Annotated in this window: 12 protein-coding genes; 11 read left to right on the forward strand and 1 reads right to left on the reverse strand. The window is 71.4% G+C overall.

What is annotated here, in order from left to right; genetic code table 11:
* Positions 1-55: 55 nt before the first annotated feature.
* From rsmI to ACWD3I_RS05110, 9 genes are all read left to right on the forward strand, one after another.
* Positions 56-904, forward strand: a complete 849-nt coding sequence (rsmI, locus tag ACWD3I_RS05070) for a 16S rRNA (cytidine(1402)-2'-O)-methyltransferase (protein WP_266891303.1) — start codon at positions 56-58, stop codon at positions 902-904.
* A gap of 248 nt (positions 905-1152) precedes the next feature.
* Positions 1153-1563 (forward strand): hypothetical protein, encoded by a 411-nt coding sequence (locus ACWD3I_RS05075; RefSeq protein ID WP_365394114.1) that lies wholly within the window; start codon positions 1153-1155, stop codon positions 1561-1563.
* 52 nt (positions 1564-1615) lie between these two features.
* Positions 1616-2515 carry a TatD family hydrolase gene (locus ACWD3I_RS05080; RefSeq protein WP_365394113.1) on the forward strand — a complete coding sequence of 300 codons (900 nt, stop codon included), beginning with the start codon at positions 1616-1618 and terminating at the stop codon, positions 2513-2515.
* A 96-nt stretch (positions 2516-2611) separates the two neighbouring features.
* Positions 2612-3958 (forward strand): ubiquitin-like domain-containing protein, encoded by a 1347-nt coding sequence (locus ACWD3I_RS05085; protein WP_365394112.1) that lies wholly within the window; start codon positions 2612-2614, stop codon positions 3956-3958.
* A gap of 33 nt (positions 3959-3991) precedes the next feature.
* Positions 3992-4885, forward strand: coding sequence for a 16S rRNA (adenine(1518)-N(6)/adenine(1519)-N(6))-dimethyltransferase RsmA (gene rsmA, locus ACWD3I_RS05090; protein WP_365394111.1), 894 nt, complete (start codon positions 3992-3994; stop codon positions 4883-4885).
* Positions 4882-5784: a 4-(cytidine 5'-diphospho)-2-C-methyl-D-erythritol kinase gene (locus ACWD3I_RS05095; protein WP_365394110.1), complete on the forward strand. Its 903-nt coding sequence runs from the start codon at positions 4882-4884 to the stop codon at positions 5782-5784. Before rsmA ends, ACWD3I_RS05095 begins: the two co-directional genes overlap by 4 nt.
* 254 nt (positions 5785-6038) lie before the next feature.
* Positions 6039-6818: an MHYT domain-containing protein gene (locus ACWD3I_RS05100; protein WP_365394109.1), complete on the forward strand. Its 780-nt coding sequence runs from the start codon at positions 6039-6041 to the stop codon at positions 6816-6818.
* Between the two features lie 130 nt (positions 6819-6948).
* Positions 6949-8934, forward strand: coding sequence for a sensor histidine kinase (locus ACWD3I_RS05105; RefSeq protein WP_365394108.1), 1986 nt, complete (start codon positions 6949-6951; stop codon positions 8932-8934).
* 207 nt (positions 8935-9141) lie between these two features.
* A complete protein-coding gene (locus tag ACWD3I_RS05110) occupies positions 9142-10179 on the forward strand; it encodes a peptidoglycan recognition protein family protein (protein ID WP_365394107.1) in 1038 nt (345 codons plus the stop codon).
* A 47-nt stretch (positions 10180-10226) separates the two neighbouring features.
* Here ACWD3I_RS05110 and ACWD3I_RS05115 read toward each other — a convergent pair whose 3' ends face one another.
* The gene (locus ACWD3I_RS05115) at positions 10227-11828 is read right to left on the reverse strand and encodes a S8 family peptidase (protein WP_365394106.1); all 1602 of its coding nucleotides are present in this window, start codon (positions 11826-11828) and stop codon (positions 10227-10229) included.
* Between the two features lie 197 nt (positions 11829-12025).
* Here ACWD3I_RS05115 and ACWD3I_RS05120 point away from each other — a divergent pair, with 197 nt between their 5' ends.
* Together ACWD3I_RS05120 and ACWD3I_RS05125 are read left to right on the forward strand one after the other, a co-directional pair.
* A complete protein-coding gene (locus ACWD3I_RS05120; protein WP_365394105.1) occupies positions 12026-13828 on the forward strand; it encodes an ABC-F family ATP-binding cassette domain-containing protein in 1803 nt (600 codons plus the stop codon).
* A 191-nt stretch (positions 13829-14019) separates the two neighbouring features.
* A complete protein-coding gene (locus ACWD3I_RS05125; protein WP_365394104.1) occupies positions 14020-15804 on the forward strand; it encodes an outer membrane protein assembly factor BamB family protein in 1785 nt (594 codons plus the stop codon).
* The last annotated feature ends 2 nt before the right edge of the window (positions 15805-15806 follow it).

Raw genomic sequence — 15806 nt, forward strand, 5'->3', positions numbered from 1 at the left:
TCGTAGGGAACACGGCTGTGGGAGTCCCGTGGATGGGTGCTGCGAGGATGGAAACGTGACAGGAACCCTTGTTTTGGCAGGCACCCCCATCGGCGACACCGCGGACGCCCCGCCCCGGCTCGCCGCGGAACTGGCCGGTGCGGACGTGGTCGCCGCCGAGGACACCCGGCGGCTGCGGCGCCTCACCCAGGCGCTCGGGGTGACGCCCAAGGGGCGCGTCGTGTCGTACTTCGAGGGCAACGAGGCCGCCCGTACGCCCGAGCTGGTCGAGGAGCTCGTCGGCGGCGCGCGCGTGCTGCTCGTGACGGACGCCGGGATGCCGTCGGTCTCGGACCCCGGCTACCGGCTGGTGGCGGCCGCCGTCGAGAAGGACATCCGCGTCACCGCCGTCCCCGGCCCCTCCGCCGTCCTCACCGCGCTCGCGCTGTCCGGGCTGCCCGTCGACCGGTTCTGCTTCGAGGGGTTCCTGCCGCGCAAGGCGGGCGAGCGGCTGACCCGGTTGCGGGAGGTCGCCGGGGAGCGGCGGACCCTCGTGTACTTCGAGGCCCCGCACCGGCTCGACGACACCCTCGCCGCGATGGCCGAGGTGTTCGGCGCGGAGCGGCGCGCCGCCGTCTGCCGCGAGCTGACCAAGACGTACGAGGAGGTCAAGCGGGGCCCGCTGGAGGAGCTCGCCGCGTGGGCCGCGGAGGGGGTGCGCGGGGAGATCACCGTCGTCGTCGAGGGCGCCCCGGAGAAGGGACCCGAGGAGCTCGACGGCCCGGAGCTGGTGCGCCGGGTGCGGGTCCGCGAGGAGGCGGGCGAGCGACGCAAGGAGGCGATCGCGGCGGTGGCGGCGGAGGCGGGGCTGCCGAAACGGGAGGTCTTCGACGCGGTCGTCGCGGCCAAGAACGCGGCCTCCTAGAAGAGGGCGCGTGATCCGGCGCACATGCCCTCTGAGCAGGGCGCATGTCTTTTGAGCGTGCGCCCCACGGGCAGGCAAAGGGCGATGGCCGAAGGCAAAGCGCAGCCCCCGCCGCAGAGGCCGTTTCGGCAAGGAAAGTCCAAGACGGTTCCAACACTCGACAGGGCTGATGCATTCGCTCCGGCGGAAGCGTCCACTGGATGAAGGGACGCACCCGTCCCTGTGTCCAGCGGACCAGAGGAGCTGGCATGAGCGAGATCGCAGGGCAGACCGCCGCACTGCGCAGCGGCGCCACCGCCGTCGTCCACGAGTCGTATTCCTTCGCCTGCATGCGGTGCGGGCACGGCTGGGAGCAGTCGTACGAGATCGAGCACCACACCGGTGCCGACGGCCACGACTTCGTCATCTACGTCGCGAACGGCCAGGTCGTGCCGTCGCCGCTGTCCCGGCCCACGTGCCAGAACTGCGACGGGCACGTCGTACGGATCATGCGGCCGGGGCAGGTGTCCTCGGTGCTCGACGCCGCGCACCGCCAGCAGCGCCGCGCCCCGCAGGCCGGCCCGGCCGAGGCGCCCGAGGTGCCCGCGCAGGCCAGGGAGCGCCACCACTGGCAGCTGTCCGATCTCCTGCACCCGTTCCACCACCGCAAGGCGAGCTGAAGCCCCGCCTCCCCCCCGGGGAGAGGGCATGCCCCTTTCGTAGGATCGGGGCATGCCCTCCTCAAGCTCCAGCGCTCGCGAGAAGCACGCAGAAAGCACAGCGCCGCCGCTGCCCGAACCCCTCCGGGTGCCCGTCGCCGACTCCCACACCCATCTCGACATGCAGTCCGGGACGGTGGAGGAGGCTCTCGCGAAGGCCGCGTCGGTGGGTGTGACGACGGTCGTACAGGTCGGCTGCGACGTACGGGGCTCGCAGTGGGCCGCGAAGACGGCGGCGCTGCACGACGCCGTCCATGCCACCGTCGCCCTGCACCCCAACGAGGCGCCGCGCATCGTCCACGGCGACCCCGACGGCTGGTCCCGGCAGGGCGCGCGGCAGCCGGGAGGCGCGCAGGCGCTCGACGAGGCGCTCGCGGAGATCGAGCGCCTGGCCGCGCTTCCGCAGGTCAAGGGCGTCGGCGAGACCGGCCTCGACTACTTCCGCACCGGCCCCGAGGGCAAGGAGGCGCAGGAGCGCTCCTTCCGCGCCCACATCGAGATCGCCAAGCGGCACGGCAAGGCCCTCGTCATCCACGACCGCGACGCCCACGCCGACGTCCTGCGCGTACTCAAGGAGGAGGGCGCCCCCGAGCGCACCGTCTTCCACTGCTACTCCGGCGACGCCGAGATGGCGGAGATCTGCGCCGGCGCCGGATACTTCATGTCCTTCGCCGGCAACGTCACCTTCAAGAACGCCCAGAACCTGCGGGACGCGGTCGCGGTGGCCCCGCCGGAGCTGCTCCTCGTGGAGACCGACGCGCCCTTCCTGACGCCGGCGCCGTACCGCGGACGGCCCAACGCGCCCTATCTCATTCCGGTCACGGTGCGCGCGATGGCCGCGGTGCGGGGGATCGACGAGGACGCGTTGGCTACGGCACTCGCCTCGAACACCGCTCGGGCGTTCGGCTACTGACCCGATCGGCCGTGACCACCAGTAGCCGCGTCGCTTTGGAGAGTGACGGACACTCCGCTAGGTTCTGGGTCTCTCTGGACCCTGGAGCGTGTCGGCGTGAGCAACTCCCAGTACCAGACGTACGAGACGTACGGCCCCGACGATCCGTACGGCGCGGTGTACGACCCGCACAGCGCGGAGACGGTGCCGTACGGCGTCCAGGTCGCGCCGACGCTGCCGACCCCGCCGATGCCCGTGTCGTACGAGGACACGTACCGGCCCGCGTACGAGCGGCCCGAGGCGCCCGCCCCGCACCCCGCAGTGAGCGGGCGGGCCGCGCGCCGGCGGAAGGGGAGGGGCGCCGAGCGCGCGGACAGCGCGATGCGCCGGTTGGTGCCGCAGGCGCTGGTCGTGGCGTTCCTCGCCGGCGGCACCACCGCGTTCGTCGCCAAGGACAAGGCGATCGAGCTGACCGTCGACGGCAAGCCGCGCACGCTGCACACCTTCGCCGACGACGTGACCGAACTCCTCGCCGACGAGGGCGTCGACGTGGGGGCGCACGACGTGGTCGCGCCCGCCCCCGGGACGGCGCTCTCCAGCGGCGACGAGATCGCGGTGCACTACGGGCGCCCCGTACGGCTCACGCTCGACGGGGAGCGGCGCGAGGTGTGGACGACGGCGCGCACGGTGGACGGGGCGCTCAAGCAGCTGGGAGTGCGCGCGGAGGGCGCGTATGTGTCGACCTCGCGCTCCCGGCCGATCGGGCGGGAGGGGCTCACGCTGGACGTGCGCACCGAGCGCGCGGTCACGGTCATGGCGGACGGCCGGTCGCGCACCGTGCGCACGAACGCGGCGACCGTGGGGGAGGTCGTCGAGGAGGCCGGGATCACGCTGCGCGGGCAGGACACGACTTCGGTCGCGCCGGGGAGTTTTCCGCGTGACGGGCAGACCGTCACCGTGCTGCGGATCACCGGGACCAAGGAGGTCCGCGACGAGGCGATCCCCTTCCGGGTGGAGCGCACCGAGGACCCCTCGCTGTTCAGGGGCACGGAGGTCGTCGAGCAGGCGGGGCAGGCGGGGCTGCGGCGGATCACGTACTCCCTGCGGATCGTCAACGGTGTCAGGCAGAAGCCGCGGCGGATCAGGACCGAGGTGGTGCGCGAGGCGCGGACGCAGCTGGTGAAGGTGGGGACCAAGCCGCTGCCGATGTCCGTGCAGGGCGCGGACGGGCTGGACTGGCAGCAGCTGGCGACCTGCGAGTCGGGGGGCCGGCCCGACGCGGTGGATCCGTCGGGGACGTACGGCGGGCTGTACCAGTTCGACACCCGGACCTGGCAGGGGCTGGGCGGCAGCGGACGGCCGCAGGACGCACCGGCGGCGGAACAGACGTTCCGGGCGAAGAAGCTGTATGTGCAGCGGGGTGCCAGCCCTTGGCCGCACTGCGGGAGGCGGCTGCACGGGTGAGGGGTGCCCCCGCCGCCCCGTACCCTTGTGGCCGTGAGCAGCAGCCCCGCCCCCGACGCCCTTCTCGGCCCCGCCGACGTCCGTGAGCTCGCGGAAGTCCTCGGTGTGCGGCCGACCAAGCAGCGCGGGCAGAACTTCGTGATCGACGCGAATACGGTGCGCCGTATCGTCCGTACCGCAGACGTCCGCCCGGACGACGTCGTCGTCGAGGTCGGTCCGGGGCTCGGGTCCCTCACCCTCGCGTTGCTCGAAGTCGCGGACCGGGTCACCGCGGTCGAGATCGACGACGTACTCGCCGCCGCGCTGCCCGCCACCATCGCGGCCCGTATGCCCGGCCGGGCCGACCGGTTCGCGCTGGTGAACTCCGACGCGATGCAGGTCGGCGAGTTGCCGGGCCCGGCACCCACCGCGCTCGTGGCGAACCTGCCGTACAACGTCGCCGTACCCGTCCTGCTGCACATGCTCGAGACCTTCCCGACCATCGAGCGGACCCTGGTCATGGTCCAGGCGGAGGTCGCGGACCGGCTCGCCGCGGGGCCCGGCTCCCGGGTGTACGGCGTGCCGTCGGTGAAGGCCAACTGGTACGCCGAGGTCAAGCGGGCCGGGTCCATCGGCCGTAAGGTCTTCTGGCCCGCGCCCAATGTCGACAGCGGGCTCGTGTCGCTCGTCAAGCGCGCCGAGCCGATCAGGACCACCGCCTCCAGGCGCGAGGTCTTCGCCGTCGTCGACGCGGCCTTCGCGCAGCGGCGCAAGACGCTGCGGGCCGCCCTCGCCGGGTGGGCCGGGTCCGCGGCCGCCGCCGAGGCCGCGCTCGTCGCCGCCGGGGTCTCGCCGCAGGCGCGCGGAGAGGCCCTCACCGTCGAGGAGTTCGCCCGTATCGCCGAGAACCGTGTCGAGCACGACAACGAGGAGCTGAGCCGCCCGTGAGCGTCACCGTCCGCGTCCCCGCCAAGGTCAACGTCCAGCTCGCGGTCGGCGCCGCCCGCCCCGACGGCTTCCACGACCTGGCCAACGTCTTCCTGGCGGTCGGCCTCCACGACGAGGTGACGGTCACCCCGGCCGACGAGCTGCGCATCACCTGCGCGGGGCCGGACGCGGGGCAGGTGCCTCTCGACCGTACGAACCTGGCCGCGCGCGCGGCGCTGGCCCTCGCCGAGCGGCGCGGCATCGAACCCGCCGTGCACATCCACATAGCCAAGGACATCCCCGTCGCCGGCGGCATGGCCGGCGGCAGTGCGGACGGTGCCGGGGCGCTGCTGGCCTGCGACACCCTGTGGGGCACGAACGCCTCCCGCGCGGAACTGCTCGAGATCTGCGCCGAGTTGGGCAGCGATGTGCCGTTCAGCCTGGTGGGCGGGGCCGCGCTCGGGACCGGGCGGGGGGAGAGGCTGCGTGTGCTCGACGTCGGCGGGAGCTTCCACTGGGTCTTCGCGATGGCGAGGCGCGGGCTGTCCACCCCGGCCGTCTTCCGGGAGTTCGACCGGCTGGCCGAGGGGCTCGACGTCCCCGAGCCCGTCGCCTCGCAGGAGTTGATCGACGCGCTCGCGAAGGGTGACTCCGACGCGCTCGCCGCGGCCGTCTCCAACGACCTTCAGCCCGCCGCTCTTTCGCTCTTCCCGGAGCTCGCCGACACCCTCGCGGCCGGCCGATCCGCCGGTGCGCTCGCCGCGCTGGTGTCGGGGTCGGGTCCGACGACGGCGTTCCTGGCGCGCGATCCGGAGGCCGCGGTGAAGGTGGCCGAGGCGCTGTCGGCGTCCGGTACGTGCCGGACCGTGCGGACCGCGGCGGGGCCCGTGCCGGGTGCGACCGTGGTGGCTGGATCCTGACGTTCCCCTGACAGTTTCCCGATCTTCCTCAAACCCTTCACCGGGTAGGGGTTGACTGCACATATATGCAGGTCAGGTGTTACCTAGACCACAGTACTTTAATGTTCACCATTGGCCTTCGAGGTCCTTTTTCGCACGCTCTGTGTCATGGGTGGGGCTGGCATGATCAGCCAACCCCGGTCCTCTGTTACCGGCGGTACTTCCGTGTGCGCGGCGACCCCCCGCCCGTGCCACGTGCGAGAGGAAATCCCCCCATGGGTCACATGGATCACTTCAGCGCCGGCTGGGTCACCCCCGTCCTTTCCTATGTCATGGCGTGCGTCGGCTCGGCGCTGGGACTGCGCTGCACTCTCAGGGCGCTCGAGTCGGACGGCGCCTCGAAACGGAACTGGCTGACGCTGGCCTCGGTCGCCATCGGCTCCGGCATCTGGACCATGCACTTCATCGCCATGCTGGGCTTCAGCGTCGAGGGCACACCCATCCGCTACGACGTCCCGCTCACCGTGCTCAGCCTGCTGATGTCCGTCGGCGTGGTCGCGGCCGGCGTCTTCACCGCGGGGTACGGCAAGTCCCGGGTGACCTCGGTCGTCTTCGGCGGCCTGGGCACCGGCGTCGGTGTCGCGGCCATGCACTACACCGGCATGGCCGCGCTCAATCTGCACGGCCAGGTCGACTACGACCCCGCCCTCGTCATCGCCTCCGTCGCAATCGCCGTCGTCGCCGCGACCGCGGCGTTGACGCTGACGCTGGTCGTGCGGGGTGGGGTGCTGACCGTACTCGCCGCGCTGGTCATGGGGCTTGCGGTGAGCAGCATGCACTACACCGCGATGTACGCCGTCGGGATCTCGCTGACGCCCAGCAGCGCGGGCTTGCCGGGGGCGACGCCGACGGAGTTCATCTTTCCGCTGGCCGTGGTGCTCGGGTCGTTCCTGTTCCTGGCCGCCGCGTATGTCGCGTTGTCGCCGACCGGTAAGCGGCATGAGTCCGCCATTGCCGCGGAGATCCTCCGCGAGGTCGAGCTGGCGACTGCCTAGAGCGCCAACGGGCCTGCCACGTCATGTGCTTCGGCGTGTGCGGGTTCGTCGTGGCTGGTCGCGCAGTTCCCCTCGCCCCTTTGGGGCGCGTTGTACGCACCGTAATTTCCTTGAACGAGGTTCCCCCCCCATGCGCGTTCTCCGCACCACGACCGGCAGACTCCGGCCCAGATCCGTTCGGGCGAAGATCGTCTCCCTGCTGATGCTGCCCATCGTGTCCCTCATGGCGCTGTGGGGCTTCGCCGCCGTGACGACCGCGTCCAGCATCGGCGACACCGAGCGCGCCAAGGACGTCAACGCCGAACTCCTCGCCCCCGTCAGCAGGTTCGTCACCGCGTTGCAGGCCGAGCGCACCGCCGTCATGCGGCACAAGGACGTGCCCGCCGCCTACGCCACCGCCCGCAAGACCACCGACAGGGCCGCGACCGCCCTGCTCGACGGCATCAACGCCTCCAGCTCGGACGCGGCCCTCCTCGACGCGAGCCTGCCGCAGCGCATCGAGACCCTGGAGGGCGAGGCCGACCGGCTCCCCCGGCTCCGTACCGAGGCGGCCGCGAAGCCCTCGACGGCGTACCCGAAGTACACCGCGGTCATCGAGCACGCCTTCTCGGTCGCGGGTGGCCTCACCGGCGACCAGAGCACCGACGCCGCCTCCGACGCGCGCGTGGTGCTCGAACTCGCCCGGGCGCGCGAGGCGTTGGCCCGTGAGCAGGCGCTGCTGGGCGCCGCCCGGGCCGCCGGGACGCTGACCCGGCAGGACTACGCGCAGTTCGTCGGCTCGGTCGCCACGCAGCGGCAGCTGCTCCAGCCGGCGGCCGACGACCTCAGGCCCGCGCACCGGGCGGCGTACGAGGAGATCCTGTCCGGCGACGAGTACGCAGGCCTCCAGGCGGTCGAGAACCGGGTGCAGAGCGCAGGTCCCGGCGCCTCGGCCGTGGCCTCGGGGCTGCTGACCGGCTGGGACGCGGCGTCGGCCGGGGTGCTGAAGGACCTGACCGCGGCCGAGAGCGCCGCCGGTATCGGCGCGACCGCCAAGGCCGACCCGTTCGGCTGGGACACCCTCGGCGCCTCCGGCGTCGCCGTGGTGCTGGGCCTCGTGGGCGTGCTGCTGTCGCTGCTCGTGTCCGTCCTCGTCGGGCGCGGCCTCATCGTCGAACTGCTCGACCTGCGCAACGACGCCCTGGAGGTGGCAGGCCGCCGATTGCCGCAGGCCATGCGCAGACTGCACGCGGGGCAGGGCGTCGACATCGACGCCGAGGCCCCCCTGCGCCGCCTCGTCGGTGATGAACTCGCCCAGGTGGGCACCGCGTTGACCGCCGTCCAGCGCGCCGCGCTCAAGGCCGCCTCCGAGCGCGCCGAACTCCTCAGCGGCATCTCCGGCGTGTACGTCAGCCTCGCCCGCCGCAGCCAGGTGCTGCTGCACCGCCAGCTCGACCTGCTGGACGGCATGGCGCACCGGCAGCAGGACCCGAACGAACTGCAGGACCTGTACCGCGTCGACTACCTGGCCACCCGGATGCGCCGTCACTCCGAGTCGCTGCTGATCCTGTCCGGCATCGCGCCCGGCCGCGGCTGGCGGGACCCGATCCCGCTGGCCGACGTGCTGCGCGCCGCGACCGCCGAGATCGAGAACGCGGGCCGGGTGCAGATCTGGGCGGTGCCGAAGGTGTCCGTGGTGGGCGGTTCGGTCGCCGACGTCATCCATCTGCTCGCCGAACTCGTCGAGAACGCGACGGCGTTCTCACCGCCCAGCGCCAAGGTGCAGCTGCGCGCGGCCCGGATGCGGGACGGGGTGCTCATCGAGATCGAGGACAGCGGCTTCGGCATGAACGAGCAGGCCCTCGCGGACGCCAACAGCAAGATCCAGTCCGAGAGGGTCGACCTCCTCGACGCCAAGCAGATCGGCCTTTTCGTGGTGAACCGGCTGCGCGAGCGCCAGGGTCTGCGGGTGGAGCTGCGCGCCTCGCCCAACGGCGGTGTCACCGCGGCGGTGTTCATCCCCGAACCCTTGATACGCGACGACATGCCGGTGGGCGAGCAGGTCTTCGGCGGGCGTGGGCTGGCCCCGGCCGCGGCGCTGATCCCGCAGCAGCGGATCACCGGCACCGGGGCATGACGCGGTCTTTGCCCGATCTCCACACGATCTACTGCGGACGTAGTACGTGGGGAACACCAGGGGCCCCTAGGGTCACTTGATACTTCAAGCGCCACCAGCGCCCCGCAAGGTGTCACCGGCGCTCCTCAAGTGAACGCATCGGAAGGCACGTCCGTGTCCGAATCCCCCACCTCCCACCGCAGGAAGCGGCCCCTGTCACGTCGTGGCGTGATCGGGGCCGCCGGAGCCGTGGCCGCCGGGGCCGCCCTGACCCCGGTGGTCTTCGCGGCGACCGACTCCGACTCCGGTTCGCAGCCCGAGGCGTCCGGTACGACGCCGGAGAAGTTCCCCACGACCCGCTCCGACGCGGCCACCGGCGCCGGCGCGGCCACCACCGCCTTCGCCGCCTCCTATGTCGGTGTCCGCTGGGCCGGCGCACAGGACGGCGCGTCCCTGCGTCTCCCGGACGGCGACTGGCGGACGCTGAGCGGCGGCTGCGCGACCGTCGACGGCGGAGGCGCTGCCCTGGTCGCGGCCGGCTCCACCACGTCGTACGAGGTGAAGGCGGCGGACGGCACGACGGACGTGCGCTCGCTCGCGATCGACACCACCGACGGGCCGCAGCGCACCTTCAAGGTGCCCTCGGAGCCCACGCGCGTGCGCGGCGTGCGCTACCAGTCGCGGCCCGCGTGGGGTGCGGACGAGTCGAAGCGGTACAAGAACGGCGTGGTCAACTCGCCGGAGAAGTACTACGCGTTGCAGACGATCACCGTCCACCACACGGACACCCCGAACGGCGACGCCGATCCCGCCGCGACCGTCCGGGCGATCTACGAGTACCACGCGGTCACCCTCGACTGGGGCGACATCGGCTACCACTTCCTCATCGACGAGGCGGGCACCGTCTACGAGGGCCGTTACTCCGGCGACGACAACGTCCCCGCCTTCAACTCCGACGGCGACCTCGTCACCGCCTTCCACACCTCCGGCTACAACTCCGGCAACCTCGGCATCGCGCTCCTCGGCACCCTCACCGACCGGGGCCCGACGGACGCGGCCAAGGCCTCGCTGGTCCGTCTGATCAAGGTGATCTCCCGCTTCAAGGGCCTCGACCCGCAGGCGAAGGTCACCTTCACCAACCCGGTCAACGGTGTGACCAAGGACGTCGAGACGGTCAGCGGCCACCGCGACTGGCTGGAGACGGACTGCCCCGGACAGACGATGTACGACCTGCTGACCGAGGTGCGGGCGGCAGCCGCCCGGTGACGGCCGTGCGCCCCGGGCGGTCGTGCTCCCGGGGCGCACACCCGCTTCTAGAACGTCAGCTTCCAGCTGTTGAGATAGCCGGTGTCCGCGCTGTACACGTCCTGGACCTTGAGCTGCCAGGTCCCGTTGACGGTCGTCTCGGCGGACGCGTCGACCGTGTACGTGGCGTCGACGTTGTCCGTGGAGTCCGAGGAACTGCTGCTCTTGAGGCGGTACGTCGAGCCGTCCGGGGCGACCAGGTCGATCACCAGGTCACCGCGGTAGGTGTGGACGATGTTGACGTAGACCGACAGGTCGCTGGGCGCGCTGCCGGTCAGGCCGCTGACGGTGATCGGCGAGTAGACGGCCGAGCCCGCGTCCGGGACGGACACGTCGGTCGTCGACTCGAAGGCGGTGCCGGTGTCGCCGCCGTCGTCCCCGCCGTCGTCGTCACCGGCCGGGGTGACCTGGAGCAGCAGGTTGGGGCTGCCGGTGCCCACGCCGGTGAGCGTGGAGGCGGAGGCCGCCGAGACCAGCGCGGAGGACACCTGGGCGGGCGTGGCGCTCGGGTTCTCGCCCAGGTAGACCGCGGCCGCGCCCGCCACGTGCGGGGACGCCATCGACGTACCGGAAAGACTCGCGGTGGCGGAGTTCGAGGTGTTGTACGTCGAGGTGATGCTCGATCCCGGCGCGAACAGATCCAGTGCGGAGCCGTAGTTGGAGTAACCAGCGCGTGCGTCCGCGCTGGTGGAGGCGCCGACCGTGATCGCGGTGGCGACCCGGGCCGGGGAGTTCGAGGACGCGGTGGTGTTGTCGTTGCCCGCCGCGACCGCGTAGGTGATGCCCGCGGCGATGGAGTTGGCCACCGCCGCGTCCAGCACGGAGTCCGCGTCGCCGCCCAGCGACATGTTGGCGACCGCCGGGAACCGGGCGTTCTCGGTCACCCAGTCGATGCCCGCGACCACGCCGTCGGTCGTGCCGGAACCGTCGTCGTCGAGGACCCGGACGGCGACGATGTCCGCGGCCTTGGCGACCCCGTAGGTGCCGCTCGCGACGGTGCCGGCGACGTGGGTGCCGTGGCCGTTGCCGTCCTGGGCGGTGGAGTCGCCGTCGACGGCGTCGTAGCCGTAGGAGGCACGGCCGCCGAAGTCGGTGTGGGTGATGCGGACGCCGGTGTCGATGATGTACGCCGTGACGCCGCCGCCCGCGCTGGACGGGTAGGTGTAGGCGGAGTCCAGCGGCAGGTCCGCCTGGTCGATGCGGTCCAGGCCCCAGGTCGGGCTCGTCTGGGTGTCGGTGATGTGGACCGTCTTGTTCTGGGTGACCGAGGCGACGGCCGGGTCGGCGGCGAGCCGCTTGGCCTCGGTCTCGGTCATGTCGGTCGCGTAGCCGTTGAGCGCCTTCTTGTAGGTGCGGGTGACCTCGGCGCCGTGGCGGGTGGCGACCGCCCTGCCTTTGGTGGAGGCGGCCCTCGTGCCCGGCTTGAGGGTGACGATGTAGCTGTCCTTGATGGCGCCCTGGGCGTCGGCGCCCAGGATCACGCCCTCGGCGGGGGCGGCGGAGGCGGGGGCGGTCGTGGCGGCGCCGACGGCGAGCAGGGCGGCGGCGGAGACGAGCGCGGCGAGGGCTCCGCGTCTGCGTCGGGGTGTGGGGGACTGCTGCACGAACATGGGGGTGGGACCCCTTCTGGGAAACGTGCGCGGACTGGGCGAGTGGGGGTGGCCTGTGTCCTGTGCGCACACGGTGGCGGTTTTGATGAGGTCACGTCAATCAGGGGAATCCCTACGTCCGGGTAACGGCCGTGGGAAGGGCCGACCGGCGGCCGGACTACCCTGGAGGGTCGAGCATCCCCCTTGTCAGGAGAGAAATGGCCGTCAATCTGGTCAATGTCGAGAACGTCAGCAAGGTGTACGGCACCCGTGCCCTGCTCGACGGCGTCTCGCTCGGCGTCTCCGAGGGCGATCGCATCGGTGTCGTCGGCCGGAACGGCGACGGCAAGACCACCCTGATCCGCATGCTCGCCAAGCAGGAGGAGCCCGACACCGGCCGCGTCACCCACTCCGGCGGGCTGCGCAGCGGCGTCCTCACCCAGCACGACTCCCTGGACTCGACCGCGACCGTCCGCCACGAGGTCATCCGGGACATGGCCGACCACGAGTGGGCCGGCAACGCCAAGATCCGCGACGTCCTGACCGGTCTCTTCGGCGGCCTCGACCTGCCCGGCTTCCCCCAGGGCCTCGACACCGTCATCGGCCCGCTCTCCGGCGGTGAGCGCCGCCGGATCGCGCTCGCCAAACTCCTCATCGAGGAGCAGGACCTGCTCGTCCTCGACGAGCCCACCAACCACCTCGACGTCGAGGGCATCTCCTGGCTCGCCCGGCATCTGCGCGAGCGCCGGTCCGCGCTCGTCTGCGTCACCCACGACCGCTGGTTCCTCGACCAGGTGTGCACGCGCATGTGGGACGTGCAGAAGGGCGACGTCTTCGAGTACGAGGGCGGCTACTCCGACTACGTCTTCGCCCGCGCCGAGCGCGAGCGCATCGCCGCCACCGAGGAGACCAAGCGGCAGAACCTGGTCCGCAAGGAACTCGCCTGGCTGCGCCGCGGCGCCCCGGCCCGTACCTCCAAGCCGCGCTTCCGCGTCGAGGCCGCCAACGAGCTCATCAAGGACGTGCCGCCGCCGCGCGACTCCAGCGAGCTGATGAAGTTCGCGTCCTCGCGGCTCGGCAAGACGGTCTTCGACCTGGAGGACGTGACCGTCCAGGCCGGCCCCAAGGTGCTGCTCAAGCACATCACCTGGCAGCTCGGCCCCGGCGACCGCATCGGCCTGGTCGGTGTCAACGGCGCCGGCAAGACCTCCCTGCTGCGCGCCATGCGCGAGGCCTGGCGGACCGAGGGCGAGACGCAGCCCGTCGGCGGCCGGGTCTCCGTGGGGAAGACGGTCAAGCTCGCCTATCTCTCCCAGGAGGTCGCCGAACTCGACCCGACCCTGCGGGTGCTCGAGGCGGTGCAGCGGGTGCGTGAGCGTGTCGACCTCGGCAAGGGGCGCGAGATGACCGCCGGGCAGCTGTGCGAGACGTTCGGCTTCAACAAGGAGAAGCAGTGGACGCCGGTCGGCGACCTGTCGGGTGGTGAGCGGCGCAGGCTCCAGCTCCTGCGTCTCCTCATGGACGAGCCCAACGTCCTCTTCCTCGACGAGCCCACCAACGACCTCGACATCGAGACGCTGACCCAGCTGGAGGACCTCCTCGACGGCTGGCCCGGCTCGATGATCGTCATCTCCCACGACCGCTTCTTCGTCGAGCGCACCACCGACCGGGTCTTCGCCCTCCTCGGCGACGCCACCCTGCGGATGCTGCCGCGCGGTATCGACGAGTACATCGAGCGCCGCCACAAGATGGAGGAGGCCGCGGCCGCCGCCGCACCGGTCGTCCAGAAGGCCGCGCCCGACAGGAGCGCCGCCGATCAGCGGGCCGCCAAGAAGGAGCTCCAGAAGATCGAGCGGCAGCTCGACAAGGTCTCCGAGAAGGAGACCAAGCTGCACGCCCAAATCGCCGATAACGCCACGGACTTCGCGAAGGTGGCCGAACTCGACGCCACGCTCCGGGACTTGGCCACGGAGCGCGAGGAGCTGGAGATGCGCTGGCTGGAACTCGCCGAGGACGCGTGAAGGGTGCGTGAAGGCGCATAACGGAGGCGTCACGGGCCGGTCCTCCCTTGGGCACAGGGGATGATCGGCCCGGGTTCCTGTCGGTCCCGGGTGATAGAAAGAGCCGTCTGAGAACTTTCTGAGTACGACTCTGAGTCCGTTACCTACCTCAGGGCGTGGCTAAAAATCAGTGAACGAGGGGGAACGCGCTGATGACTCAGCCGCCCAACCAGCCGCCCGGCTTCGGAGCACCGCAGGACCCGCCGCCGCAGGGTGGCTTCGGCGCGCCGCCGCCCCCTGCGGGCCCGCCGCAGACGCCGCCGCCTCCGCAGGGGCCGCCGGCGGGTGCGCCCCAGCCCGGGTACGGCTATCCCCAGCAGCCGCCCGCCGGTCCGTACGGCCAGCCGCAGCAACCGGGGCCTTACGCCCAGCCCCAGCAGCCGGGCCCCTACGGCCAGCCCGGTCCCTACGGTCAGCCCCAGCCGCCCGGCCCCTACGGCCAGCCCGGCTACGGCTACCCGCCCCAGCCGCAGTACCCCGGCGGTCCCGGCACCCCGCCGTCCGGCTCGCGCAACCCCTTCAAGGGCAAGCCCGCCCTCGTCATCGCCGCGGCCGTGGCCGGGCTGCTGGTGGTCGGCGGCACCGTGTGGGCGGTCGCGAGCGGCGACGACGACCCGAAGAAGCCGGTCGCCAAGGAGAGCGGCAGCGCCAAGCCGTCCGCCTCCGACGACCCGGTCAACCCCGGGTACGGCGACGGTGGCGGCGGCGAGGAGCAGACGGACCTCAACGAGGGCCGCCAGTCCGGCGAGTCGAAGGTGCTCTGGTACAAGGACGCGCCCGACGCCCCCGGCAACGGCGCCGACGCCCCCGGCATGTGGATCACCGACAAGACCGCGGTGAAGGCGGCGTACAAGCAGCTCGTCGCCTACAACGTCGGCGACGGCAAGCCCACCTGGGACCCGATCACCTTCGACCAGAAGATCTGCGCGACCACCCCGCAGCAGACGGCCGCCGGCAAGATCGTCGTGGCCTACATGAGCGGCAGCAGCGACCGCGCGGAGTGCAACAAGCTCCAGGAGATCGACCTCAACACCGGCGAGAAGGGCTGGAGCGGCGAGGTATCCGACGGCGAGCTGTTCGACAGCACCCTCCAGATCGAACTGTCCATCACCGGCAAGACGTTGCTGGTGGGTCGCTCGATGTCGGGCACGGGGTACGACGTGGAGACCGGCAAGAAGCTCTTCGACAAGGCGAAGTACGGCGACGCCTGCTTCCCCAGCGCCTTCGCGGGCGGCGCCAAGCTGATCGCCGTCTCCTCCTGCGACGCCTCCGGTGACAACGAGCACGACGAGGTGCAGGAGCTGGACCCGACGACCGGCAAGGTCAAGTGGACCCAGAAGTTCGACAAGGGCTGGCGGGTCGCGCGCGCCTACTCCCTCGACCCGCTGGTCATCTACAGCACCAACGAGGACAAGAACAGCTGGAACATCTCCACGTTCACCGACGGTGGCAAGTTCCGCTCCCAGGTCGCCTTCGACGAGGACTTCGCCCCCGCCTGCGACTGGGCGATCTTCGCGCGTGACCTGACGGGCTGCACCGGCGCGGTCGCCGACGCGGACACCCTCTACCTGCCCACCGAGGCCACCTCCAGCGCCAACGAGATCGTGGCGATCAACCTCTCCAACGGCAAGGAGAAGTGGCGCGTCAAGTCCCCGGCGGACGAGGCGATGCTGCCGCTGAAGATCGAGAACGGCAAGCTGATCGCCTACGTCCAGCCGTCGTACGACGCGGGCGGCCAGGTCGTCTCCCTCGCCACCACCGGCTCGAACCACAAGCCGGCCAAGCTGCTCCAGAACCCGGCGGGCATCGCCGACATCGAGGACGGCTTCTACTCCAAGGCCATCGACTGGGTCGACGGACGCTTCTACCTCTCGACCACACGGTTGAGCGGCAACGACGACACGCCGGAGAAGTTGATGCTCGCCTACGGCAAGTAGCC

Source organism: Streptomyces sp. NPDC002817, from assembly GCF_053592055.1.

Bases quoted from the DNA above. Each gene is read 5' to 3' on its own strand.
- ACWD3I_RS05075 (WP_365394114.1), top strand. From the start codon at position 1,153: ATGAGCGAGATCGCAGGGCAGACCGCCGCACTGCGCAGCGGCGCCACC.
- ACWD3I_RS05080 (WP_365394113.1), top strand. From the start codon at position 1,616: ATGCCCTCCTCAAGCTCCAGCGCTCGCGAGAAGCACGCAGAAAGCACA.
- ACWD3I_RS05100 (WP_365394109.1), top strand. From the start codon at position 6,039: ATGGGTCACATGGATCACTTCAGCGCCGGCTGGGTCACCCCCGTCCTT.
- ACWD3I_RS05105 (WP_365394108.1), top strand. From the start codon at position 6,949: ATGCGCGTTCTCCGCACCACGACCGGCAGACTCCGGCCCAGATCCGTT.
- ACWD3I_RS05115 (WP_365394106.1), bottom strand. From the start codon at position 11,828: ATGTTCGTGCAGCAGTCCCCCACACCCCGACGCAGACGCGGAGCCCTC.
- ACWD3I_RS05120 (WP_365394105.1), top strand. From the start codon at position 12,026: ATGGCCGTCAATCTGGTCAATGTCGAGAACGTCAGCAAGGTGTACGGC.
- ACWD3I_RS05125 (WP_365394104.1), top strand. From the start codon at position 14,020: ATGACTCAGCCGCCCAACCAGCCGCCCGGCTTCGGAGCACCGCAGGAC.